Origin of the sequence: Achromobacter sp. HZ01, assembly GCF_003267925.1 — a bacterium.
Lineage (GTDB): Bacteria > Pseudomonadota > Gammaproteobacteria > Burkholderiales > Burkholderiaceae_B > Achromobacter > Achromobacter pulmonis_A.
In genome coordinates, this window is sequence record NZ_LWKV01000002.1 from 660,400 (window position 1) to 683,891 (window position 23,492).

Genomic DNA, 23,492 nt, shown 5'->3' on the forward strand with positions numbered 1-23,492 from the left:
GAACCTTGTTGGCATTATCCGTGGTGCTGGACCACCTGGGCGGCGGCAAGGCCGACCATCTGGTCGGCGGCCGGCTGGCGGTGCAGCTGTTCTACGTGATCTCGGGCTTTCTGATTTCCTACGTGCTGACGGCCACCGACCACTACCAGGGCGCCGTCGGCAAGTTCTACGCCAATCGCTTCCTGCGGCTGTTTCCGATCTACCTGGGCGTGGCCGCCATGACGCTGGCGGCCCATGCGCTGAGCGGCGGCGAGTTTTTCCAGTTCTATGAAGCCCTGCCTTCGAGCGCGGAACTGTTCCTGGTGCTTTCCAATATTTTCATCCTGGGCCAGGACTGGCTGATGTTCTTCGGCATCAAGGACTCGGCGCTGGCCTTCACCGGCAGCTTCGCCAACAGCGAGGTGCCGCTGTACCAGGGGCTGCTGGTGCCGCAGGCCTGGACCCTGGGCGTGGAAATGAGCTTCTACCTGGTCGCGCCCTTCATACTGGCGTCGCCGCGCCGCCTGCTGACGCTGCTGGCGGCCTCGCTGGCGCTGCGCGGCGTGCTGATCGCCACCGGCATCGGCCTGGGCGACCCCTGGACCTACCGCTTCTTTCCCACCGAACTGGCGCTGTTTCTCATCGGCTCGCTGTCGCACCAGGTGCTGCTGCCGCGCTACAAGGCCTGGACCGTGAAGGCCGCGCGCCTGCCCGAGCTGGGCACGGCGGTACTGTTCGCGTACTGTCTGCTGCACTTTTCCATCGGCGTCAATCCGACCGTGCGCGACGGCCTGGCGGTGCTGCTGTTCGCCGCGCTGCTGCCGGCGGCGTTCCTGTTCCAGTCGCGCTACCGGCTGGACCGGGCGATCGGCGAACTGAGCTATCCGGTCTACATCTGCCATGCGCTGGTGATCATGATCCTGGACTGGCTGTTCGACGAGATCGACGTGCACCAGCCCATGCTGTTCGCGATCGTGGTCATCACCAGCTGCATCGCGTTCTCGGCGCTGCTCAACGCGCTGATCGCCGATCCGGTCGAACGCCTGCGCAACCGCCTGCGGACCAATGCCGGCGAGCCCGACGCGCCGGCGCCGGCCGCGGACGCGCGGCGGCGCCCCGCGGCGGCCCGGCCGTTGGGTTCTATTCGCCGCGCGCCTTGATGTAGGCCGCCAGCACCAGCTCGATCTGGCGCTTTTCCTGCGGGCTCAGGCGGTTGTAGGAAGCGTATGACACGGTCTCGAAGGGCCAGGCGGCGGGCGCCGCCTCGCCCGGCTCCGGACTCAGCATCGGCCCCTCTCCGGCGCTCAGCCACATGGGATTGACGCGCAGCGCGCGGGTCAGCTTGATGAGCGCGTCGCTCGACGGCTGCAGGCGATGCCCGCTTTCATAGTTGCCGATGGCGCTTTGCGACAGCTTGCTGGCGGCCGCCAAGTCCTTTTGTGTCCACCCCTGGAGCATTCTCGCGTTGCGCAGACGATGGCTAAACGTGTCCAATCGATCGACCTGGGCCATTATTAATATGAATTTATATTTTCGATTAAAGCACCCGGATACCGGCAGCAAATAACCGGATTGCGCACCAATTCCGGGGCTAATCCGCAAATCGCGGCGCCGCGCCGATGGCCCGCGGCCAGGCTCCGCTCCCGGCGTCGGCGGGCCTCCCCGTCCGGCAAAAAAACCATACCCATCATCGACTTAGTTCGAGACGGACGCGCCGGCGCAGGACCATGCCGGCATGCGTCGGCGCGCCAGTTTAGGCCGGCGATGTATCAAAAATAGAAAATAATGTATCGGCAATACTTAATATGCCGGCGGCCGGATTTTCAAAACAAACAGTATTTCAAGCGTTTCCGGCCAGGCGCGGATCGGCGTCAGGTTACTCCCGGAAACCATAGAAACTTATCTTCACAAAAAAACACGCTCGTGTTCAAATGAAACACGGACGTGGCGGAGCCGCGCGCCCCTTCAAACAACAACGCCGGACGGCGGCGTCCTGGAAGCATTGATGAACAACACGCTGGATGTCATTTTTCTCGGCCATAACGACGCCAGACATGCCAGACTCGCCGAGGCCCTGAGCCACCTGGGTTTCAGCGTCTGCCGCTGCCACGACCTGGCAGAGGTCTACAGGCGGTACTTCGACCGCCCCAGCCCCCTCATCGTGCTGGAAGCGCCGCTGCCCGACATCCAGAACGCCGCCGTGCGGCTGCGCGCGGCCGACAGCGGCCTGGGCATCGTCGCCATTTCCGCATTTCCCGATGCCGAAAGCCGCATCCGCACCCTGCTGTGCGGCGCCGACGCCTGCCTGCCGGCCGACGTCAGCGGGCTGGAACTGGCGGCGGCGCTGCAGGCGCTGGTGCGCCGCTACAGCGCCCACGAAAACGCCGGCGCCGCGCCCGCCGCGCAGCCGCCCGAGCCAGGCCAGGAAACCTGGCGCCTGGCCAACAAGGGCTGGACCCTGATCAGCCCGGCCGGGCAGCTGCTGGGCCTGACCACCGGCGAGCGCGACTTTCTCTCGCGGCTGGTGCACGCGCCCGACCGCAAGGTCAGCCGCGACGCCTTCCTGGCCGACGAACCGGACGAGGCCGGCGCCGGCATGGCGCGGCGCCGTTTCGTGGACGTGATGATCAGCCGGCTGCGCCGCAAGGCGGCCGCCCGGCAAATGGTGCTGCCGATTCGCACCGTGCACGGCTGGGGCTATATGTTCGCGGCGAACATCCGGTTCGATTCGGATTCGGGAGACAACGCCGGGGAAGCGGGCCGGCCGGAGACGGCGGCGGGAGACTGGCGCGACGCGACGGAAAACGCCTGCGTATAGGGCCGGGGCGAAAAAAACGCGGCGCGGCCCCGAAGAGCCAAGACGCCGCGCTAAAACAACACGTGAACCTGGAGTCATCAGCCGGCACTGATGTCTACTACCCGGCACACGCGATTCCAACATTCGTGCCTCAAACACACCTCATGCACGGCCTGGGCCGTGGACTCTTGCGGGGTCTCTAGTCCCCGCGCGAGCCGCGTTGCGGCCGCCACGAGATGCAAGCGAGTTTAGGACCTTGCGCCCGTTTCCAGTAATTCTTTGTTGATAGCGTTCAATACTTATTTGATATAGCGCCGGCATGGACGGCCAGACGCCGGCGGCCGCCCTAAAATGCCGACTAAGGATTCCTCCATGCCCATCATGCCCTCTTCTCTCAAGCACCGCGTCCGCAAGGTGCTGGCGCTGTTTCCCCCCAACTGGTGCCTGGCCATCCTGGTGGCGCTGGACGGCTACGCCTTCATGCATCCGGTGCTGCGCGAAGTGCGCGCCCGCGACTACTCGTTCTGGCTGGCCCTGGACAACTGGCAGGACATGATGAAGGTCGTCGGCCTGCTGGAAATCCCGCGCCTGGTGCTGGGGGTGGGACTGCAGGTCATCGCGCTGGGGCTGATCCTCAAGGCCCGCATCGCCTGGGCGTTTTCGCTGGTGCTGCTGGTCGGCACCGGCACCTTCGCCATACTGGGCGATCACGGCCGCGCCGCGCTGGGCGTCTACACGCTGGTGCTGGTCATCGCGCTGATCGTCTACTGGCGGCGCTTCGACCGCGCCAGCGTCACGGCGGGCTCGCTGTTCGCGGCGGTCAGCATGCTGTCGCTGCTGATCTACGCGGTCTTCGGCGCGCTCTACCTGGGCCAGGAATTCAATCCGCCGATCGAGGACACCGGAACGGCCTTCTATTTCTCCATCGTGTCCATGTCCACGGTGGGCTATGGCGACATTACGCCGCACACCGGCACCGCGCGGCTGTTCACCGCGTCGATTATCATCCTGGGCATCACCATTTTCGCCACCTCCATCAGCGCGATCGCCGGGCCGGTGATCGGCGGCAATCTGAAACGGCTGGTCAAAGGCAGGTTTTCCACCGCCATGCGCAAGAACCACATCATCATCGCGGGCGCGACGCCCCTGGCGCTCAGCGTCTACGACGGCCTGCGCCGCCGCGGCGACGAAGTCACCGTCATCGTGCCGACCGGCGTGGCGCAGGAATACCCGGCCGCCACCGACCTGATCGAAGGCGATCCCTCCAGCGTGGAAGTACTGCGCAGCGCGGGCGTGGCGCGGGCGCGCTACGTGCTGGCGCTGCGCGACGACGACGCGGAGAACGCGTTCATCGTGCTGGCCGCGAAAGAAGCCACCGGCGACTCGGGCGCCAAGACGGTGGCGCTGGTCAACACCAGCAAGCACCTGGAGAAGATCCGCCGCGTGCAGCCCGACCTGGTGTTCTCGGTGCAGCTGCTGGGCGCGGAACTGCTGACGCGCGCCATCAGCGGCGAGCCGCTGGACAGCCAGGCCATCACCGACCTGTTCTTCGCCAAGGCCGCGCCCGGCGCCAAGCCGGCCTGAGGCCCGGCAGGGTCACGCCTGCTGGCCGGCGTACCAGCGCGCGAACTCCGTCGCCGACATGGGACGCGCCAGAAAATACCCCTGCAGGAACGTGACCCCGCGCGCCTTCAGGTAATCGAACTGCAGCTGGGTCTCCACGCCTTCGGCCACGACCGCCAGCCCCAGCCGGTGGGCCAGCGCGATGATCGCGTCCAGGATCGGCGCCTCTTCGCCGGCCGGCCCGATGGCCTGCACGAAGCCCTTGTCGATCTTCAGGTAATCGACCGGAAATCGCTGCAGGTACGAAAACGAACAGTGCCCCGTGCCGAAATCGTCGATGGCGACCAGCACGCCCTCGGCGCGCAAGGCGTCGATGTTGCGCCGCGCCTGGCCGTTGTCGTCCGCGATCAGGCTGCGCTCCGTGATCTCCAGCACGACCTGCGGACGGCCCGCCGCGATGCTGGCGACGAAGGCCCGGATGTCGGACAGCAGCTGGTCGCTGGACACGTGCTCGGCCGCGAGGTTCACGCCGACGTGAAAGCCCGGCGGCATGCTCCAGGCGCCCACGTCGCGCTCGACCAGCGTCAGCAGATGCCGGGTCAGTTCGACGATCATGCCCTCGGCCTCGGCCGCCGCGATGAAAATGTCCGGACGCACCGGTCCGACCCCGGGGCAGTCCCAGCGCATCAACGCCTCCACGCCTTCGCAGCGGTCGCTGGCCTGGCCGTACACCGGCTGGTAGTACACGTGGAACTCGCCGGCCCGCATGGCGCGGCGCAGCTGCTCCCTGAACGAGCGCCGGCTGGCCTGCAGCCGGTAGGCGCCCAGCCCGAGCAGCACGCTGGCCAGCAACGCCACCGGCAGGTAGGTCAGCATGCATTGCGTCCATGCCCGCGCCAACGCGTCGGGCGGCACCCTGACGCTGATGCCGATCGACGCGCCGCTGGGCGCGCTGACGGTTTCGCGGTACAGCGGCATGGCCGAACTCGCCACACGCGCCCAGGAATCGCTGCTTATCGGATCGCCGCTGCCGATGACGAGCTTGAGTTGCAGGTCGTCGGCGCTGGCCACGGCATTGAGCAGGTCCTGCAGATAGCGCCCGTCCACCTCGACGATGCCGCCATAGCCGTCCGGCCGGACCTTGCTGAACAGGACCGCGGAACGCTCGGGCGCCAGCGGCGTGCCGGCGACCGTATGCGGCCTGCCTTCGGACGACTCCAGCACGGGCCATCGGCTGAAATCGTCGACCGAGGCGTCGACCTCGCCCAGCGCCGACGAACAGTAAACCAGGCCGTCGCGCACCAGCGCCAGCGAACGGAAATACGGATTGAGCGTGCCCCAGCGCTGCAGCTCGGCCAGCCGTTCGGGACACGGCCCGGTCGCCAGCTCCGCCACGCGGTCCAGCATCTCGCGCGACTGGGCCAGAATGCGCTCGACCTGCACGCGCACGATGCGCGCCGCGGTCGCCGCGTCCTGGCGTTGCGTACTGTTCGCGTACAGCCAGGTCCATCCGACGCAGACCAGGAGGGGGACCACCAGGGCCAGCGCCACCGGCAGATAGCGCCAGGACGGTGCGCCGTCAGTCATTCCCGAAGTAGGCATATCGCCCCGCCGCATTAATTGTCACCGGCTGCAACCGGTCCAGTCTGGATAGGACACTATGACGCCCTTGGCGTCAAGAAGCGGGGCCGGATGAACGTGCGAAAAGTGTGCGCCGCCGACGCGCGCAGCAGGCGGCGCAGGCCGGCCTGCTGTGCTGCTTTTTTTGTAACTTGGAAGCGCAGGACATATTTGCGTCCAAGCCGGTTTTCCCTATGAAGACTGCGGAAAACCCGCTCATCCCATTAAACTGATACGCTTTTTTTAATAGATATTGAATCTGTACTGATTTTGCTGCGGGATCTACTGTTCTGGCGTAGGAAACACCCGTCAGGAACACCGCCATGGACAGCGACGCGCTATTGCTAGCCCGAATACAGTTCGGCTTCACCATCTCGTTTCACATCATCTTCCCCGCCATCACCATCGGGCTGGCCAGCTACCTCGCGGTGCTGGAAGGGCTGTGGCTGCGCACGCGCAACACGGTCTACCGTGACCTCTACCACTTCTGGACCAAGATCTTCGCCGTCAACTTCGGCATGGGCGTGGTCTCCGGCCTGGTGATGGCCTACCAGTTCGGCACCAACTGGAGCTTTTTCTCCGACTTCGCCGGCAGCGTGACCGGCCCGCTGCTGGCCTATGAGGTGCTGACCGCCTTCTTCCTGGAGGCCGGCTTCCTGGGCGTGATGCTGTTCGGGTGGTCGCGCGTGGGACCGGGGCTGCATTTCTTCTCGACCGTCATGGTGGCGCTGGGCACGCTGGTCTCGGCCACCTGGATTCTGGCCTCCAACAGCTGGATGCAGACGCCCGCCGGCTACGAAATCCTGGATGGGCGCGTGGTGCCCACGGACTGGCTGGCGGTGATTTTCAACCCCTCGTTTCCCTACCGCCTGGCGCACATGGGCATCGCGGCTTTCCTGGCCACCGCGCTCATGGTGGGCGCCTCCGGCGCCTGGCACCTGCTGCGCGGCGACCGCAGCCCGGCCGTGAAGAAGATGTACGCGATGGCGATGGGCATGCTGCTGCTGGTGGCGCCGCTGCAGGCCGTGGTGGGCGACCTGCACGGACTGAACACGCTGGAACACCAGCCGGCCAAGATCGCCGCGATCGAGGGCCATTGGGAGAACGAGCCGGGCGCCGGCGTGCCGCTGACGCTGTTCGGCATTCCCGACATGGCGCGCGAGGAAACCCGCTACGCGCTGAACGTCCCGCGCCTGGGCAGCCTGATCCTCACGCATAGCTGGGACGGCCAGTTCCCCGGCCTGAAGTCGTATCCGCCCGAGGACCGGCCCAACGCCACGGCCGTGTTCTGGTCGTTCCGCGTCATGGCGGGGCTGGGCATGCTGATGATCGCGCTGGCCGGCTGGGCGCTGTGGTCGCGCTGGCGCGGCCGCCTCTACGAATCGCGCGGGCTGCAGCGCTTCGCGCTGTGGATGGGACCGTCCGGGCTGATCGCCATCCTGGCCGGCTGGTACGTAACCGAGATCGGCCGCCAGCCCTGGGTGGTGTACGGCGTGATGCGCACCGCCGACGCGGCCACGCCGCACGGGCTGGGCGAGCTGACGCTGACCCTGGCGCTGTTCGTGGCGGTGTACCTGCTGGTGTTCGGCGCCGGCGTCTCGTACATGCTCCGGCTGATCCGCATGGGCCCCGGCCCCGCCCCCGGGCACGCGCCGCTGTCCGGCGGCCCGGGCGAGCCGCGCCAGCCGTCGCGGCCGCTGTCGGCCGCCTCCACCCTGGCGGGCGTCGAGCCCGCGCAACACTCGCATTCGGGAGTCTGAGACCATGGGCATCGACCTTGCACTGGTATGGGCCGTCATCATCCTGTTCGGCGTGATGATGTACGTGATCATGGATGGCTTCGATCTGGGCATCGGCATCCTGTTTCCGCTGATCTCCGACCGCGACGAACGCGACGTGATGGTCAACACCGTGGCGCCCGTGTGGGACGGCAACGAAACCTGGCTGGTGCTGGGCGGCGCCGGCCTGCTGGCGGCGTTCCCGCTGGCCTACTCGGTGATCCTGCACGCGCTGCACCTGCCGCTGGTGTTCATGCTGCTGGGCCTCATCTTCCGCGGCGTGGCGTTCGAGTTCCGCTTCAAGGCCGACGAACACCACCGCCCGCTGTGGGACCGCGCCTTCGTCGCCGGCTCGGTCTGCGCCACCTTCTTCCAGGGCGTGACGCTGGGCGCCTACATCGAAGGCATCCCGGTGACGGACCGCGTCTACAGCGGCGGCCCCTGGGACTGGATCAGCCCGTTTTCGCTGTTCACCGGCGCCGGGCTGGTGGCGGCCTATGCGCTGCTGGGCTGCACCTGGCTCATCATGAAGACCGAGGGCCGCCTGTACCGCCACATGTGCGCCATCGCCCGGCCGCTGACGCTGGCGCTGCTGGCGGTGATCGCCGCGCTCAGCGCCTGGACGCCGCTGGCGCAGCCGCAGATCGCGCAGCGCTGGTTCAGCCTGCCCGGCATGTTCTGGTTCCTGCCCGTGCCGGTGCTGGTCGCGGCCGCCGGCTTCGAGCTGTTGCGCCGCGTGCGCGGCGCGCCCGGCGCCGGCCCCTTCGTGCTGTCGCTGGCCCTGGTGTTCCTGGGCTACAGCGGCCTGGGCATCAGCATCTGGCCCGCCATCATCCCGCCCGACGTGTCCATCTGGACGGCCTCCGCGCCGCCGCAAAGCCAGGGTTTCGCGCTGGTGGGCGCGCTGGCCATCATTCCCGTGATTCTCATGTACACCGCCTGGTCCTACTATGTGTTTCGCGGCAAGGTGCGCACCGGCGAGGAGTTCCATTGATGAACCGTACCCCCCCCACCCTGCCCTCGTGGCGCAGCCGCCTGCTGTGGCTGGCGATAATCTGGACATGCAGCGTCGCGGCGCTGGGCGCGGCCGCCTTTGCGCTGCGCCTGGTCATGAGATCCATCGGCATGTCGACCTGAACCCACGGACCCGCCATGAAACGCTATGAACGGCTGACAGAAGAAATAACCGCCTCGATCCGCTCGGGACTGCTGCAGGCCGGCGACCGCCTGCCCTCGGTGCGGCAGACCAGCGCCAGCCGCGGCGTGAGCCCCTCGACCGTATTCAAGGCCTATTACCTGCTGGAGGCGCGCGGCCTGATCCGCGCGCGCGACCGCTCCGGCTACTACGTGCTGCGCGCGCCGCACGCCGCGCTGCCCGAGCCCGACGGCCTGTCCAGCGCCAGCGCCGGCCGCCATCCGGTGGACGTCAGCGACAACGTGCTGCAGGTGCTCAACGCCACCCTGCGCCGCGACATGCTGCCCTTCGGTTCGGCCTTTCCCAGCCCGTCGCTGCTGCCCTACGGACGGCTGGCGAAGTTCATGGCGGCCTCGGCGCAGCGCCTAGACCCCTGGAGTTCCATCGACGACCTCAGCCCCGGCGACGCCGCGCTGCGCCGCGCCATCGCGCTGCGCTACCTGGCCGACGGCATGTCGGTGCCGGTCGACGACATCATCATCACCAACGGCGCGCTGGACGCGCTGAACCTGAGCCTGGCCGCGGTGACCGAGCCGGGCGATGCCGTCATCGTCGAATCGCCCACCTTCTACGCGGCGCTGCAATCGCTGGAGCGCAACCATTTGCACGCCATCGAGGTCGCCACCCACCCGCGCGAAGGCATAGACCTGCAGGCGCTGGAAGCGGCCATCGTGCAACACCATCCGCGCGCCTGCTGGCTCATGACCACCTTCCAGAACCCGCTGGGCAGCCTGATGCCGGACGAAAAAAAGGAAGCGCTGGTCGCCCTGCTGACCCGCCACGGCGTGGCGCTGATCGAAGACGACGTCTACGGCGAGCTGTACTTCGGCGAGCAGCGCCCGCGCCCCGCCAAGGCCTATGACCGCGAAGGCATCGTGATGCACTGCTCGTCGTTCTCCAAGACCCTTGCGCCGGGCTACCGCGTGGGCTGGGTGGCCGCGGGCCGCTACACGCGCCGGATCATGCGCAACAAGCTGACCACCAGCCTGGCGACGGCCGCGCCCACCCAGGCCGCCATCGCCGCCTACCTGGAGAAAGGCGGCTTCGACCGGCATCTGCGCCAGTTCCGCCAGGCGCTGGCCCAGCAGCAGGGCGAACTGCTGCAGGCCATCGCCCGCTACTTCCCCAAAGGCACGCGCGCCACGCGGCCGGCGGGCGGCTACTTCGTGTGGGTGGAGCTGCCGGCGGGCATCGACACGCTCAAGGTCCATCGCGCCGCGCTGGGGCACGGCATCAGCATCGCGCCGGGCCCGCTGTTCTCGGCCTCGGGGGCCTTCGGCAACTTCCTGCGCCTGAACGCCGGCCATCCCTGGAACCCGGAGATGGAGCAAGGCATGGCCACGCTCGGCAAGCTGCTGGCGTAGGGCCTGTTCACACTAAAAGGAGCCACGCATGAGTACCCAAATGAGGGCCTATCAAGGCGCGAAGCGCAGTCGTGGCAGGTCCCCGGCGAGCATTCGCAACGCGGAGAGGCGCTCATTTGGGTACTCACCCTTCGGGCAGGCCGGTAATCGGGCGCCAGGCGTCGTTGCACTCACCTTGCGTGGCACAGCCACGCGGCGGCGAGCGCGCCTAGCCTGGCGCCCGATTACCGGCCTGTGCGTGGCTCCTTTTAGTGTGAACAGGCCCTAGTTCGCCGTCGCGCCCGAATCCTTGACCGCCTTGGCCCAGGCCGCGATCTCGGCCTGGATGAAGGCGCCGAACTCGGCCGTGCTCAGGCCGGAAGCCTGCGCGCCTTCTTCCATCAGACGCTGCTTGACGGCCGGGGAAGCCTGCGCGCCTTCTTCCATCAGACGCTGCTTGACGGCCGGGGAAGCCAGCGCGCCGCCCAGCGCCTGGTTCAGCCTGGCCACGACCGCGTCGGGCGTACCCGCGGGCGCGACGATGCCGTGCCACGAGACCGCCTTGAAGCCCGTCAGACCGGCCTCGGCCATGGTGGGCGTATCCGGCATGGCCGGCGAACGCTGCGGCGAGGTCACCGCCAGCGCGCGCAGCGCGCCCGCCTTGACCTGCGGCAGCACGCCGGGAATGGTGGTGAACATGAAGTCGATCTGGCCGCCGATCAGATCCGTGATGGCGGGGCTGCCGCCCTTGTAAGGCACGTGCGTGAACTGCAGGCCGGCCGCGCTCTTGAACATCTCGCCGGCCAGGTGGCCGGGCGTGCCCGCGCCGGCCGAACCCATGTTGATCCGGTCGCCCTGCGAGCGGATGAAGGCGATCAGCTCCTGCACGTTGGACGCCTGCACCTGCTTGCCGATCACCAGCACATTGGGCACGGTGGCCAGCAGCGTGACGGGGGTGAAGTCCTTCACCGCGTCGTACGAAATGCGCGAGTACAAGGATGGGTTGATGCCGTGCGTGCTGGCGGTGGCCAGCAGCAGCGTATAGCCGTCCGGCGCGGAAGTGGCCACCTGCTTGGCCGCGATGGTGCCGTTGGCCCCACCCTTGTTCTCGACGACAATGGTCTGCCCCAGGGTCTTGGCGGCCTCGGCCGCCACGGTGCGCGCCAGAATGTCCGAAGTGCCGCCGGCGGAATGCGGCACGACCAGCGTGATCGGCTTTTCGGGAAAGGACTGGGCTTGCGCCGCCGGCAGGGCCGGCAGCAGACAGGCGGCCAGCGCGGCGCGCGCCAGCAAGGAAGTGCGGAACATTGAAGTCTCCTGGTTTCGTTATTGTGGAAAGCGGCGCGGCCGTTCAGTCCGAGCCCAGCTGCAGCTTGTTGGGCTGGCGTTTCTCGATGGCCCACTTCAGCAGCGCGGCCGAACGGTAGATGCCGTGGGCGAACTTGCCGTAGGGCAGCGTCAGGAACAGCGCCATCACCACGCCCAGATGGATCGCCAGCAGCAGTGCCATCGCCCCGCCGTCGCGGCCGGCCAGCAGCGCCAGCCCGGTGGCGCTGGTCAGGAACAGCAGCGCGATGAAGCCGCGGTCCATGGGCTTTTGCGCGGCGTCGCCCTGCTGCGGATGGCGCTTGAGGTTCAGCCACAGCAGGCCGGCCGGCCCGATCAGCAGGCCGATGCCGCCGGCCGTGCCCAGCAGCACCGGCGCGCTCCAGAACGGATACGGCGCCGGCTGCCCCAGCAGGTAGTGGTACAGCGTGGCCACGCTGGTGGCCGCGAAGCACAGCATGAAGCCGTAGAAAGTGCAGTGGTGGAAGCGCCGGCGCCACAGCGTGAAGGCGTCGTCCGCGTTGTTGCAGCCCTTGCCGTGGCCGCCGTCCAGGTAGCGCAGGCGCAGCGCGTCATGCGCGGCCTCGGCCACCGCCGCGCCGGACGCCGCCCCCGGGCTGACGTCGCGCCAGAAGCGCGTCACGCCCACGCCCAGCGCCAGCACGGCCAGGCTGAAGACCACGCCGAACATCAGCGCCAGCGTGTTGTGCGGGAACACGGCGTAGAAATCGCCGGCCAGCGGCTCGTGCAGCAGCCCGCCGCCCATCAGCGCCGCCAGGGCCAGGAACAGCGCCAGGCCGGCGGCCGTGGCCAGCGACAGGGCCAGGCCGTTGCGCTTGTACAGCCGGCCCAGCGCCGGCGGCCAGGCATAGTCGGTATAGGTCTGCACCCGCACGCGCGCCATGGCCTGCGGCACGTTCACCGCGAACTCGTGCGGCGGCGCGTACTGGCACGCGTGCAGACAGGCGCCGCAGTTGTGGCACAGATTGGCCAGGTAATTGATGTCTGCCTTGCCGAACTCCAGGCGGCGCGTCATGGCGGGAAACACCGCGCAAAAGCCTTCGCAATAGCGGCAGGCGTTGCAGATCTGCATGACGCGCGCCACTTCGGTTTCGTCGTCCGTCAGCGCGCCGGCCTGCGGCTTGGCGCCGCCATGCCAGTGTATGGTCTGCTCGGTCATGGCCGGCTTCGATCCCGGGAAAGACTGCGCCTCGCGGGCCAGGGCTTCAAGTTGCTTCATGTCGTGCTTTCCGCGTTGTGCCGGGTGCGCGCCGCCGCGGCGGCGGCCCGGGTGCCGGCGATGCGGCCGAAGGCCGTGCCGATGGACATGCCCACCCCGGCCGTATAGCCCTTGCCCAGCACGTTGCCGGCCATCATTTCGCCCGCGACGAAGAGGTTGTCGCTGGGCACGTCGTTGAAACGGACCGCGGCGGTGTCGTCCACCTTCAGGCCCAGATAGGTGAAAGTGATGCCGGGCCGCAGCGCATAGCCGTAGAACGGCGCCGTGTCGATGGGCCGCGCCCAGTGCGTCTTGGCCGGCGTCAGGCCTTCGGTATGGCAGTCGTCCAGCGCCGTGTGGTCGAACTTGCCGACGCGGCAGGCCTCGTTGTATTGGCGGATGGTCTGCTCGAAAGCGACCGGGTCCAGGCCCAGCCTGGCCGCCAGCTCCGGCAGCGTATCGGCCTTCACGCCCGGAAACACCGGCGGCATGAAGCGGCCCACGGCCTTGGCGTCGATGATGGAATACGCGATCTGGCCCGGCTGCATGGCCGTCAGCCGGCCCCAGATGGCGTAGCGCTTGGGCCAGAAATCCTCGCCCTCGTCATAGAAGCGGCGCGCCTCGCGGTTGACCACCACGCCCAGCGACACGCAGTCGATGCGGGTGCAGATGCCGCCGTCATACAGCGGCGCGCGCGCGTCGATGGCCACGCAGTGCGACTGCGACGGATCGCCGATGCCGTCGGCGCCGGCGTCCAGCATGAACTTCAGCAGCACGCCCATGTTGAAGCGCGTGCCGCGGATGAGGAAGTTGTCGGCCGGCCATTCGCCGCGCTCGTTCTGGCCCCAGGCCTCGCGCAGCCATTCGCGGTTGGACTCGAAGCCGCCCGCCGCCAGCACGCAGGCGCGCGCCTCGATACGCTCGGCGCCGATGCGCGCGGCCACGAAACGGCCGCCGTCCAGCTCCAGCGCATCCACGGGCGCCTCGTAGCGGATCTGCACGCCCAGCGCCTCGGCGCTGCGGTAATAGGCATTGACCAGGGCCTTGCCGCCGCCCATGAAAAACGCGTTGGTGCGCGCCACGTGCAGCGCGCCCGACAGCGGCGGCTGGAAATTCACGCCGTGGCGGCGCATCCAGTCCCTGCAGGTCGAGGACTCGCGGATGACCAGCCGCGCCAGGTGTTCGTTGGTCAGCCCGCCCGTCACCTTGAGCAGGTCCTGCCAGTATTCTTCCTCGGGATAGGCGTCGACCAGCACGTCCTGCGGCGCGTCGTGCATGCAGCGCAGGTTGCGCGTGTGCTGCGAATTGCCGCCGCGCCACTCGCGCGGCGCCGCTTCCAGCAGCAGCACGCTGGCGCCGGCCTCGCGCGCCATCAGGGCCGCGCACAGCGCCGCGTTGCCCCCTCCTATCACCAAGACGTCGACCATGCCGTTGTTCCTCTTTCAAGGAACGCACTGTAGCCAGCGCGGCCGCCGGCCGATATCAGCCAGCCGTCAACGGGTCTTCATGAATCGTGAAGGGTCACCACCGGCCATTTGCCCTCGCGCGCCAACGCGCGCGAGACGTCCGCCAGCACCAGCCGCGCGGCCAGCGCCGCGGGCGACAGCTCGTCCTCGGACAGGCTGGCCAGCAGATTCGGGCGGAACAGGTGGGCATCGTCGATGCGCGCCATGTGCAGCTGGCCCGGCGCGATCCGCGCCATGGCCGAACTGGGCTGGATGGTGGCGACGTGGCCCAGCTGCACCACGTCCATGAGCACCGGCAGGCCATCGACCTCCACCGCCACCAGCGGCGCGTGGCCCGACTGCTGGTAGGCGTGGTTGACCAGCGCCCGCAGCCCGTGGCGCCCGCTGGGCAGCACCAGCGGCAGGTGCGCGATGGCCTCGATGCGCGTGGTTTCGCCCGGCGGCAGCCCCGGCATGCCGGGCCGGGCCAGCAGGAACAGCGGCTCGTCCAGCAGCGGCATCACGCTCCAGCGGCGCGCCGACTCGGCCTGGAACACAATGGCCAGGTCCAGCATGCGGCCGTTGAGCATGTCGCTCAGATGGCCGGACAGCGCCTCCACCAGGTGCAGGCGGATATCCGGATAGCGCTGGTTCATGGCCTGCACGAAGGCCGCGCCGAGGATGGCGGCCGTGGTGGACGGCAGGCCCACGCTGACGTGGCCGGCCAGCCGGGCCTGCTGCGCGGCCTGGACGGCGTCGTCGGCATGGCGCAGCGCCAGCTGCGCCTGCCGGAAAAACGCCAGCCCCGCGTCGGTCGGCTCCACCCCGCTGGCGCTGCGCCGCAGCAGCCGCGTGGCCAGCTCGCCCTCCAGCCGGCTGATCTGCTGGCTGAGCGCCGACGTGACCATGCCGATGGACTGGGCCGCGCGGCCGATGCTGCCGGCCTCCACGACTCGTACGAAATAACGCAGCTGGCGCAGTTCCATGAGCGGCTCAGGCCGGTATCGTCAGGCCCCTGGCCACCGCCGGGCGGGCCACGAAGGCTTCCAGCACCCGGCCGACGTTCTTGTAGCGGGAAAACTCCACCAGCTCGCCCGCGCCGTAAAAGCCCACCAGATTGCGCACCCAGGGCAGGATGGCGATGTCGGCGATGGTGTATTCGTCGCCCATCACCCAGTCGCGCCCTTCCAGCCGCTTGTCCAGCACGCCCAGCAGGCGCTTGGACTCTTCCACGTAGCGGTCGCGCGGACGCTTGTCCTCGAAGTCCTTGCCGGCGAACTTGTGGAAAAAGCCCAGCTGGCCGAACATCGGCCCGATGCCGCCCATCTGGAACATGACCCACTGCAGCGTCTCGTAGCGCCCCGCCGTATCCGCCGGCAGGAACTTGCCCGTCTTGCCGGCCAGATAGATCAGGATGGCGCCCGACTCGAACAGGCCCAGCGGCTTGCCCTCGGGACCATCGGGATCGAGAATCGCCGGAATCTTGTTGTTCGGGCTGAGCGAAAGGAATTCCGGCGAGAACTGGTCCTTGGTATCGAAACTGACCCGGTGGGCCTCATAGGGCAGCCCGGTTTCCTCCAGCATGATCGACACCTTCACCCCATTGGGCGTGGGCAGCGAATACAGCTGGATGCGGTCGGGATGCCGGGCGGGCCACTTCTTGGTGATGGGAAAGGCGCTGAGGTCGGCCATGCGGGGGGCTCCAGAGAGGACGGCGGGAAATTACTGCGGCTAATCCTAGCGCAAAACCCCGCCTGCCGGTGGCCGGCCAGCGCCGGCTCCGCTACTTCCAGCGTTGCCGCTGCCGATGCCGTTCGGCCGCGCGCCGGTAGATTGCCCGGTCCCGCGCGAACTCGTACCGCGCGCACGTGGTTTTCATGGCGCCAGTAATGGCCCACGGTAAACGTCTGCATCACCCGATCGTTCCTGAGCACAGGGCAACGCAGATCGGGAAGATTCCCGTTCTGAGCGCCGCGCCCGATGTGAAAGAACACGGAGGCATCGCCCCAGGGAACCGTGACCGCGCCGCCCGGCCCGTCATGCACGAAAAAGCGCACTTGCCGGGTATTGCGGTCGAAGCCGACGCTTCATCCCTAACGCAGGTCCTCGGGATTCATCGACGCGTCCCGCACGTATTTGTCGCCAGGCTCGGGCTGCAGCGTGGTCTCGATCTCGGGGGGAAACGCCGGGATCTTGCTGGTCTGCATCACCATCCAGCGCATGATGGCGTGCAGGTAGTTGAACGGAATCAAGGTCAGATACATGAAGCCGGGGCCGCGCGCGTCGTTGGCGAACACGCGCTCCTTGGAGAAGGCGAAGCTCTCGCGCTTGCCGTCCACCGGCATGCAGTACAGGACCGCGTCCTGCACCGCCTGCGGGCCTTCCTCCATGTAGCGGCGCAGGAATTCCCAGTGGGCATGGGCGTTCTCGATGCGGCCCGTGGCGATGCTGAAGGCGAAAGTCTCCTCGACCGTGACGCCGTCCCGGGCCAGGATCAGGCCGCGGATATCCCAGTTGAACCAGCCCATCGCGCCCTTTCCCCGGCCCAGGGTGAAATAGATCTTGTCCCAGGGCGCGGTCAGGATACTGCCGTCCAGCCGGAATACGTGCACCAGCCGGCGCTTGCGGTCCAGCGCAATGGGGTACCAGGTCCAGCGGAACATCTCCTTGCACGCGACCCACGCCCCCGCCGCGGCCAGCGCCGCGCACATCGCCATGCTGATGAAGATGCCCTCCCACAGGCCGTTTTCGTTGGGCAGGTCGTGCGCCAGCAGGATCCAGGCCAGCATCAGGATGCCGCCCACGCCGAAGGCCACGCCTATGCCGCCGATCAAGGCGATGAAGCCGCGCCAGCCGTACCAGCGGTCCACCGACAGCAGGGCGTTGGAATTCATCCTGACGACGCAAAGCTCGGCATGCGGCGCCACGTCCAGGCGCTTTTTCTGCGACAGGCGGTGTTCGCGGTCGAATTCCGAAAGCGGACGATTGTCGGGAAACCTGGACATCAGGCCCGTGAAATCCATCACGAGCCTCCAAGCGCCACGCGCAGGCTGTTCATTTCTTGCTGCACCCCGTAGTAATAGTCGGCGCCGGGCTGCCCCTGCAGCTTGCCCCACAGGCAGCGCTTGAGCCACTCGTCGATCTTGTTTCCCTTGAACTTCTCGATCAGCACCGCCACGATGATCAGGAACACCGCCGCGATCAGGCCCACCAGCGTGGCCGACATGGCGAAGGCGCTGATGACGATCAGGCTGAGGATACCCGAGGCGACGTACAGGCCGCCCATCAGGCCGTTCTTCTCGATCACGAACTGGTCGGTGGCCGACTTGAAATCGAACACCGCCATGATGACGCCGGTGACGACCCCGACCCGGCTACCCCAGCGGGCGAGCAATGAGCCGGTGGCGTCCAGAGACACGCCCACGCCCAGGCGCATGCCGCCGGCGGCCCTGGCCTTGAGCGCCGCGCCCAGCACGTCGGCCACCGAGCCGCCGGCCGAAGCGATGCCGACCACGAATTTCCAGCTCGCGTCGCTGCGCTCGTGCGGCATGGCCGATTCCAGGTCGCTCCAGAGCTTGTACACCGCCACCGTCTGGAACACGCAGCCGACCACGCCAAGCCGCACGTCGGTATTGATCGTCGTGCGCCAGCGCGACAACTCCCTGGCCTCGTACTGCTCGATCGTCATGGTCGTCTGCGCCAGCGCCCGGGCCCGGTCGCCGGCCCGCATGTCCGCCGGCACGCTGGCGGCGGCCTGTCTGTCCACGAGCATGAACCAGCGCTTCTTGTCGCTGCCTTCGATCTGTTCGCCGCGCACTTCCAGGCGGCGCAACTCTTCGGCCACCGCGCGCTCCATCTGGCGCAGGTCCACCCTGCCGCCATGCTGGCGCATGATTTCCCGGATCAGCGCGGCGCGGAATGATTTTCGGCCGCCCTCGACCTCGACGATCGCCACGTCCTGGCGCGACAGCAGCCCCATATACATCGCCAGCCTGCGCGCGACGGCGCTATCCACGCCCAGCCTCAGGACGTGCACCAGCGGCCCCATGATCTGTTCGAGCAGGCGTGCGGTCTTGTCCATCTGGCCTTCGCTCAGCACCTTGAGCCCGGTCTTGTAGGCCTCGTGCAGATTGCTCCAGGGAATTCCCTTCCAGTCGACGGCCGCCTCGTGCGCCTCGACGACCTTCTTGACCACGAAGTCCTGGTTGTGGAACATGGCCCGCAGCACGATGTTGCGAGTGTCCTCCGGGTTCCCTTGCAGCCAGTCGGCGTACAACTGGAAGCAGACGCGCTTGTCCTGGGTTCCGTCGATGCACAGGGCGAGAACGGTCTGGTAGACCTCGCCGCTGTCGGCGTTGTTGGCGTCGTAATTGCACTGGAACGACTCCAGCGTGTTTTCGCAGGTCATCCACGCCACGTGCGCCTTGGCCATGGGCACGATGATCCCGGCGTCGAACTTCGCCAGGCGGTCGTCGAAACCGCTTTGCCACGCCCTGCGGGCGTTCTCGTCGTAGTTGTCGAAGTATTTGCTCCAGGCGTCCCAGCGCACCTTGCGACGCTCTTCCTCGGTCGGATGGCGGTAATTGTCGGCCTCGGCCAGGCGGCCCTCGCGGTTCTCCGGCATCAGCCAGTCCAGCAGCAACTGGCCCACCGCCAGGCCCTCGGCCCCGGCGCCGCCCGGGCCGACCGCCATGTGCGGGGTGCTGGTCCCGTAGACGGAATAGTTGGTCGCATCCTGGCCGCGCCGGCGCAGGAAGTCGCTTTCCGCGGACTGCATGACGATCTCGCTGATCGACTCGATGGACTTCGACACGGTCAGCGGCCGCAGGTCCTCCTTGTTCGAGACGAAATCATCGAAACGCATGCGCATCAGCCGCGCGATGTCCTGCAGGATTCCCGTGCCGTCCGGCAAGGCCAGCATCAGCCCGTTGCCCGGCGAGAACGCCTCGGCCGCGTCCTCGATCGGCTCGCCCATCCAACCCTTGACGTTGTAGTAGCCGACGGTGCTCCAGCCCAGCAGCTGCTGCTTGCCGTAAGGGTCCAGTTCGCGCTTGCGGTGGACCACGTAATCGGCCACCGTGTCCTTCAAGGTCTTGATGCTCTTGGCCTGCGGGTGCTTCTTGCCGCTCAGCCAGGCCTGCACGTCGAACTTGAACATGTGGCGCTGGCGCATCTCGGCGCCCTTTCTGCCCTTGTGGGCCTTGCAGACGTCCTTGGTCCATTGCACATCCGAAAACGCGAGCCAGACGAAGGTCGCGTTTCTGGCGTTGGGAATCGTCAGCAACGACGCCTTGGCCTCATGGTCCTGGGAGGCGCACGTGAACGCCCGGTCGCAATCTTCCACCGGCTTGTCGAGGTCGAAGTTGTACAGGGTGGCGTTCTCGTTGACGTAATAGCCTTTCAGCTCGGAGCGCGCTTCGTCATAGACGTACAGATAGCCGGTGCGCAGCAGACGCACGCCATAGCGCGCGCCCTCGCCCAGCGGCCGTTCGCGCAGCTCGGGCATGTCCAGGTCGCCATCGAGCGCGGGGAAGATCGCGTCGTTCTTCAACACCGCGTAGCGCAGCGGCATGATGGGCAGGCCGATACGGTGAAACGGGCAATCCTCGCCGCAATCCAGCGACGAACGCCTTCTTTCGCAGTTCTTTACTTCATCGGCCATCGGGCTCTCCAGTTCGTTCCATATCCGCGCGCACGGCGGCCCAGTCTTCGTCCGACAGATCCTGGACCGCGGCCAGGTATGGATAATCATCTTCCGGCTGCATGGCCGCCAGGCAGGCGCGCACCCGTTCGTGGCGATGGAAGGCCGGATGCACCTCCAGCCCATGCCGCGCGAACGCCTTGCGCTCCTCGAGCGATTTCAGCCCCAGGTCCCGGGCGGCGCGGAAATGCCCCATCACGGCCTGCCCCAGGGCCACGCGCCCGTCCGGCGCCAGCGTTTCCAGGCCGGCCAGCACTTCGTTCAACGCCTGCATATGAATCAGCGCGAACGACTGTTCCGCGCTCAGGCGCAGGCGCGGCGACGGCGCGGCATCCGGCCGGTCCACCGCCTGCCACGCCCCGTCCAGGCGGAACATGCAGCGCTGCACCGGCCCGCAAAGCCAGGCCAGTTGCGCCGCGTCGAGGATCCACGGCAGTTGCGCCAGCACGCGCGGATCGAAGAAACGGAAGAAGCACGGCCCCTGGCCGTCGATGTCGACGATCATGCGCGAGCGGCAATGCGCGGCCACGGCGTCGACTTGCCGGTCCGATTGCAGCAACAGGCCCAGCCAGAAGTCCTCGTCATCGACAACCGCCTGGTTCAGGCCCGCCAGGACCTGCGCCTTGTGCACGGCCTGCATGGCGGACAGGTCCACCAGCCTCGGCATCAGGCCGGGCATCTTCCGCAGCGCCGGCGGCACCAGGACCTCCGGCTGAACGAACGCCGGCACGCCGCGCGCGCGCTCGTCCTGGATCAGACCGAAGCCGAAGGCGTCGAACGCCTGGTAATCGAGCATGCCGCCCTCCTCTCGCAACGCCCGTTCAACTCAGCGGCACCACGGCGCCGCCGCGCTGGGCCGCGCCGCGCACGCGCGCCTCGCACAAGGGGCCGGCTTCGCTGAAGGCCAGATTCGGCTGGCTGCTTTCCGGCCCCACCCAGCTGTGCACCCCCGCCTTCAATTCCACCTTGCCCGGCGCATGCAGCTGGATGCCGCCGCCCTCGACGCGCAGATAGGCGCCGCCCGCGGTGGCCAGCAGGCGCTGTTTGGCCTCGACCGTGACGCTGGCCGCGGACGACGAGACGGTCACCGCCTTCTCCGCGGACAGCGCCATCTTCGCGTCCTGGCTGTGCAGCCGCAGCCTGCCGCCGGCGGCGTGCAGGCGCAGGCCCTGGTCCTTGACCGCGCGCGCGCCCGAAGGCGGGTTGCCCAGCGTGAACAGCACCGCGCCGGCGGCCACGCCCAGCGCCACGTTGGCGCTGCTGACCCAGTTCACGTCCGGCGCCACCTGCGCGAAGGTGCCGCCCGCCGCCAGGAAGGCGTCGGCCGGCGTGTACTGGCCGATGCCGCTGGGCGCGCTGACCTGGACATGAGGTTCGCTGTAGGCCGCCACCGGCTCGCCGGACGAATCGCCCGCGCCTTCCTGCGTCGCTTCCACCACCTCCAGCACGTGTTCGAGCGCGTCCTGCGCCGGCACGGTCTCCGGATCGTCTTCCAGCACGGCCTTCTGCCTGGCCGCCATGTCGGCCAGCTCCCTGGCCGACTCCATGGCGCGTTCGATCTGCCTGGCGGCCTCGGCGCTGTCGAGCAGCGCGCCCTCGGCGTTCTCGCGCAGGTCGGCGCTGATCAGCAGGCCGGCGCCGGCGCGCAGCGCCATGGACTCGCGCGTGGACAGCTCGGCGCCGTGGCCCAGGTCTTCCAGCCGCTCGTTGTCGCGCTGCTGCTTGATGTGCCCCAGGTTCAGGCGCGTATCGGCCTGCGTGGTGGAGGCGGTCAGGCGCGCCTGTCCGGGCGTGTCGTCCTGCACCAGCTGGTTGTAGCCGCCGGTGCCCGCACCGCTGGCCGGCAGGGCCTGGGTCTTGAAGCCGGACATCACCGCGTTGTGCGCGTGGCCGTCGCTGCCGCCGGCGAACCAGGCCGGCGCATTGCCGGTGGCGTTGGCCGCGCCCGCCTGCACCTGGTTGTGCGGCGCGTCCTCGGCGCCTTCGCCGTTGTAGAGCGCGCCCACCACCACGGGCCGGTCGATGTCGCCATGCAGGAATTCCACCAGCACTTCCTGGCCCACGCGCGGCACGAAATGGCCGCCCCAGTCGCCGCCGGCCACCGGTTCGGCCACGCGCACCCAGGCGCCCAGCTCGTCCGCGGCCGGCGCGTTCTCGTCGCCGGACGGATGCGCCAGCCGGCTGCTGGCGGCCTTGCCGCGCTGCCAATGGAATTGCACCTTGACGCGATGGTCGCGGTCGGTATGCACCGGCTCTTGCGCGCCCACCACCAGCGCGGTCTGCGCGCCGAAGACGGTGGGGCGCGGATGCAGCCGTTCGCCATGGCCGTCCCGCGTGGCCGGGCGGAACTCCGTCTCCATGCCGATGCAGGTGAACGTGTTGCGGTAGAAGTCCGCCCGATCGTGTGCGTCCGCGCCGCCGCCCTGCGCCCGGCCCAGGTCGGCGTCGAAGTTGTTGCGGGCCTGGTGGTCGATGGCGATCACCACATAGGCCGACGGCCCGCCCTGCTGGTAATGGCCGGTCAGCTCGAAGCGCTGCCCCGGCGCCAGCGTGCGCACGGTGCCCGCGCCCTCGTAGCTCTGCTCGCGCACGCGGATGGCGGCCAGCGCGTTGTGCGCCAGCCGTTCGCCCTGCGCGCCGTCTTCGTACGCGTACTGCCCGGGGTAGTCGTTGCAGGCCAGCTCGATGGCGCCCGCTTGCGCATCGGCATGCGCCTCCATCTGCGCCTGCGCCGCCACCGGCCGCGCCTGGACGCTGCGGTAGTCCCAGCTGGCCAGGCGCACCGCATTGGTCTGCCAGCGCTTGCGCTGGCTCCATTGCTGGATGCTGTCCTGCGTCTCGGTGACATCGGCGCGCGCGAAACGCACGCTGGCCTGCGGCCCGGGCTGGAACGCGCCGTTGTGGTCGGCGATGACCAGGGTGTGGCCGTCGGCCTGGTGCTCGACCCAGTAGAACAGGCCTTCTTCGGCCAGCAGGCGCTCCACGAAGGCGTAATCGGTTTCACGGTACTGGATGGTCAGGCTGCGCCTGGCGTAGGCGGCGCGGTCCTTCACGTCCCAGCGCCATTGCGGCGCCAGCGTGCCCTGCCCGTTGTAGTCGCCGAAAATGCTCTCGACGATGTCGAACACCGTCTTGTCCTGATAGGCGAAGCTGTCGCGGCGGGCGCGCAGAAAGGCCAGCCAGGGCTCCACGGTCAGGCCGTAGCGCGCCAGGCCGCCGTTGGCGCCGCGGAATTGCGCCGCGGTCACGTGGCCGTGCCAGATGCGCGGCTGCGCGCGGTCCAGCGCGGTCTGCAGGCGCAGCGTCACGGGCTGGCCCAGCAGCGCTTTCAGCGGGATATGGGCGTCGTCGGAGAGCGCCGTGAGATCCAGCCGGCAGGCGCCCGCGCCCAATTGCTCGCGCGCCGACAGCGTCTCGGCCACCAGGCGGTTTTCGCCTAGCGGCGTGCTCAGGTTCAGGAGACGGTTGGCCTGCTCGATACCGGCGGTCGACAGGCGGGAAAGTCCGGAGGAATCCTGGGGCATGG

At 68.1% G+C, this 23,492-nt stretch carries 18 protein-coding genes; 7 read left to right on the plus strand and 11 right to left on the minus strand.

The genetic code is table 11. The features are described from left to right. Nucleotides 1–5: 5 nt before the first annotated feature. Complete coding sequence (locus A6B37_RS12135; protein ID WP_348639089.1) at nucleotides 6–1,139, plus strand: acyltransferase; 1,134 nt, start codon at nucleotides 6–8, stop codon at nucleotides 1,137–1,139. On the opposite strand, the gene A6B37_RS12140 is transcribed toward A6B37_RS12135, so the two are convergent. Beyond that, complete coding sequence (locus A6B37_RS12140) at nucleotides 1,120–1,491, minus strand: helix-turn-helix transcriptional regulator (RefSeq protein WP_111825868.1); 372 nt, start codon at nucleotides 1,489–1,491, stop codon at nucleotides 1,120–1,122. The genes A6B37_RS12135 and A6B37_RS12140 overlap by 20 nt on opposite strands. 493 nt (nucleotides 1,492–1,984) lie before the next feature. On the opposite strand from A6B37_RS12140, the gene A6B37_RS12145 reads away from it, so the two are divergent. Together A6B37_RS12145 and kch are read left to right on the plus strand one after the other, a co-directional pair. Further along, the gene (locus tag A6B37_RS12145; protein WP_102774051.1) at nucleotides 1,985–2,797 is read left to right on the plus strand and encodes a winged helix-turn-helix domain-containing protein; all 813 of its coding nucleotides are present in this window, start codon (nucleotides 1,985–1,987) and stop codon (nucleotides 2,795–2,797) included. A 351-nt stretch (nucleotides 2,798–3,148) separates the two neighbouring features. Then, on the plus strand, nucleotides 3,149–4,360 hold the full coding sequence (gene kch, locus A6B37_RS12150) for a voltage-gated potassium channel protein (protein ID WP_102774052.1): 1,212 nt from the start codon (nucleotides 3,149–3,151) through the stop codon (nucleotides 4,358–4,360). Nucleotides 4,361–4,372: 12 nt separating this feature from the next. On the opposite strand, the gene A6B37_RS12155 is transcribed toward kch, so the two are convergent. Further along, nucleotides 4,373–5,926, minus strand: a complete 1,554-nt coding sequence (locus A6B37_RS12155) for an EAL domain-containing protein (RefSeq protein WP_102774053.1) — start codon at nucleotides 5,924–5,926, stop codon at nucleotides 4,373–4,375. 356 nt (nucleotides 5,927–6,282) lie between these two features. Between A6B37_RS12155 and A6B37_RS12160 the strand changes: the two genes are divergently transcribed. The 4 genes from A6B37_RS12160 to A6B37_RS12175 are packed head-to-tail and all read left to right on the plus strand — an operon-like array spanning nucleotide 6,283 to nucleotide 10,296. Continuing rightward, nucleotides 6,283–7,719 carry a cytochrome ubiquinol oxidase subunit I gene (locus A6B37_RS12160; protein WP_102774054.1) on the plus strand — a complete coding sequence of 479 codons (1,437 nt, stop codon included), beginning with the start codon at nucleotides 6,283–6,285 and terminating at the stop codon, nucleotides 7,717–7,719. A 4-nt stretch (nucleotides 7,720–7,723) separates the two neighbouring features. Then, on the plus strand, nucleotides 7,724–8,731 hold the full coding sequence (gene cydB, locus A6B37_RS12165; protein ID WP_111825869.1) for a cytochrome d ubiquinol oxidase subunit II: 1,008 nt from the start codon (nucleotides 7,724–7,726) through the stop codon (nucleotides 8,729–8,731). Beyond that, on the plus strand, nucleotides 8,731–8,874 hold the full coding sequence (locus tag A6B37_RS12170) for a DUF2474 family protein (protein ID WP_111825870.1): 144 nt from the start codon (nucleotides 8,731–8,733) through the stop codon (nucleotides 8,872–8,874). The genes cydB and A6B37_RS12170 overlap by 1 nt, the downstream gene beginning before the upstream one ends. A gap of 15 nt (nucleotides 8,875–8,889) precedes the next feature. Then, entirely contained in the window at nucleotides 8,890–10,296 is a 1,407-nt protein-coding gene (locus tag A6B37_RS12175) for a PLP-dependent aminotransferase family protein (RefSeq protein WP_111825871.1), read from the plus strand. Nucleotides 10,297–10,560: 264 nt separating this feature from the next. Here the strand turns inward: A6B37_RS12175 and A6B37_RS12180 are convergent, their stop codons facing one another. The 9 genes from A6B37_RS12180 to A6B37_RS12220 form a co-directional block, all read right to left on the minus strand. After that, complete coding sequence (locus A6B37_RS12180) at nucleotides 10,561–11,583, minus strand: tripartite tricarboxylate transporter substrate binding protein (RefSeq protein ID WP_111825872.1); 1,023 nt, start codon at nucleotides 11,581–11,583, stop codon at nucleotides 10,561–10,563. Nucleotides 11,584–11,626: 43 nt separating this feature from the next. Further along, nucleotides 11,627–12,841 (minus strand): tricarballylate utilization 4Fe-4S protein TcuB, encoded by a 1,215-nt coding sequence (gene tcuB, locus A6B37_RS12185; protein WP_111825873.1) that lies wholly within the window; start codon nucleotides 12,839–12,841, stop codon nucleotides 11,627–11,629. Beyond that, a complete protein-coding gene (tcuA, locus tag A6B37_RS12190) occupies nucleotides 12,838–14,247 on the minus strand; it encodes an FAD-dependent tricarballylate dehydrogenase TcuA (protein ID WP_111825874.1) in 1,410 nt (469 codons plus the stop codon). Before tcuA ends, tcuB begins: the two co-directional genes overlap by 4 nt. Before the next feature lie 77 nt (nucleotides 14,248–14,324). After that, complete coding sequence (locus A6B37_RS12195; protein ID WP_102774061.1) at nucleotides 14,325–15,251, minus strand: LysR family transcriptional regulator; 927 nt, start codon at nucleotides 15,249–15,251, stop codon at nucleotides 14,325–14,327. Between the two features lie 7 nt (nucleotides 15,252–15,258). Beyond that, nucleotides 15,259–15,957 carry a glutathione binding-like protein gene (locus A6B37_RS12200; protein ID WP_111825875.1) on the minus strand — a complete coding sequence of 233 codons (699 nt, stop codon included), beginning with the start codon at nucleotides 15,955–15,957 and terminating at the stop codon, nucleotides 15,259–15,261. Between the two features lie 401 nt (nucleotides 15,958–16,358). Beyond that, on the minus strand, nucleotides 16,359–17,288 hold the full coding sequence (locus A6B37_RS12205; RefSeq protein WP_111825876.1) for a DUF6708 domain-containing protein: 930 nt from the start codon (nucleotides 17,286–17,288) through the stop codon (nucleotides 16,359–16,361). Continuing rightward, nucleotides 17,288–19,927, minus strand: a complete 2,640-nt coding sequence (locus A6B37_RS12210; protein WP_111825877.1) for a T6SS effector BTH_I2691 family protein — start codon at nucleotides 19,925–19,927, stop codon at nucleotides 17,288–17,290. Before A6B37_RS12210 ends, A6B37_RS12205 begins: the two co-directional genes overlap by 1 nt. Next, nucleotides 19,917–20,762, minus strand: coding sequence for a DUF4123 domain-containing protein (locus A6B37_RS12215; protein ID WP_111825878.1), 846 nt, complete (start codon nucleotides 20,760–20,762; stop codon nucleotides 19,917–19,919). Before A6B37_RS12215 ends, A6B37_RS12210 begins: the two co-directional genes overlap by 11 nt. Before the next feature lie 25 nt (nucleotides 20,763–20,787). Further along, nucleotides 20,788–23,490, minus strand: coding sequence for a type VI secretion system Vgr family protein (locus A6B37_RS12220; protein ID WP_102774066.1), 2,703 nt, complete (start codon nucleotides 23,488–23,490; stop codon nucleotides 20,788–20,790). Nucleotides 23,491–23,492: the final 2 nt, after the last annotated feature.

Coding starts and splice junctions, on each gene's coding strand:
- A6B37_RS12140 (WP_111825868.1), bottom strand. CDS start 1,491: ATGGCCCAGGTCGATCGATTGGACACGTTTAGCCATCGTCTGCGCAAC.
- A6B37_RS12145 (WP_102774051.1), top strand. CDS start 1,985: ATGAACAACACGCTGGATGTCATTTTTCTCGGCCATAACGACGCCAGA.
- kch (WP_102774052.1), top strand. CDS start 3,149: ATGCCCATCATGCCCTCTTCTCTCAAGCACCGCGTCCGCAAGGTGCTG.
- A6B37_RS12155 (WP_102774053.1), bottom strand. CDS start 5,926: ATGACTGACGGCGCACCGTCCTGGCGCTATCTGCCGGTGGCGCTGGCC.
- A6B37_RS12160 (WP_102774054.1), top strand. CDS start 6,283: ATGGACAGCGACGCGCTATTGCTAGCCCGAATACAGTTCGGCTTCACC.
- cydB (WP_111825869.1), top strand. CDS start 7,724: ATGGGCATCGACCTTGCACTGGTATGGGCCGTCATCATCCTGTTCGGC.
- A6B37_RS12170 (WP_111825870.1), top strand. CDS start 8,731: ATGAACCGTACCCCCCCCACCCTGCCCTCGTGGCGCAGCCGCCTGCTG.
- A6B37_RS12175 (WP_111825871.1), top strand. CDS start 8,890: ATGAAACGCTATGAACGGCTGACAGAAGAAATAACCGCCTCGATCCGC.
- A6B37_RS12180 (WP_111825872.1), bottom strand. CDS start 11,583: ATGTTCCGCACTTCCTTGCTGGCGCGCGCCGCGCTGGCCGCCTGTCTG.
- tcuB (WP_111825873.1), bottom strand. CDS start 12,841: ATGAAGCAACTTGAAGCCCTGGCCCGCGAGGCGCAGTCTTTCCCGGGA.
- tcuA (WP_111825874.1), bottom strand. CDS start 14,247: ATGGTCGACGTCTTGGTGATAGGAGGGGGCAACGCGGCGCTGTGCGCG.
- A6B37_RS12195 (WP_102774061.1), bottom strand. CDS start 15,251: ATGGAACTGCGCCAGCTGCGTTATTTCGTACGAGTCGTGGAGGCCGGC.
- A6B37_RS12200 (WP_111825875.1), bottom strand. CDS start 15,957: ATGGCCGACCTCAGCGCCTTTCCCATCACCAAGAAGTGGCCCGCCCGG.
- A6B37_RS12205 (WP_111825876.1), bottom strand. CDS start 17,288: ATGGATTTCACGGGCCTGATGTCCAGGTTTCCCGACAATCGTCCGCTT.
- A6B37_RS12210 (WP_111825877.1), bottom strand. CDS start 19,927: ATGGCCGATGAAGTAAAGAACTGCGAAAGAAGGCGTTCGTCGCTGGAT.
- A6B37_RS12215 (WP_111825878.1), bottom strand. CDS start 20,762: ATGCTCGATTACCAGGCGTTCGACGCCTTCGGCTTCGGTCTGATCCAG.
- A6B37_RS12220 (WP_102774066.1), bottom strand. CDS start 23,490: ATGCCCCAGGATTCCTCCGGACTTTCCCGCCTGTCGACCGCCGGTATC.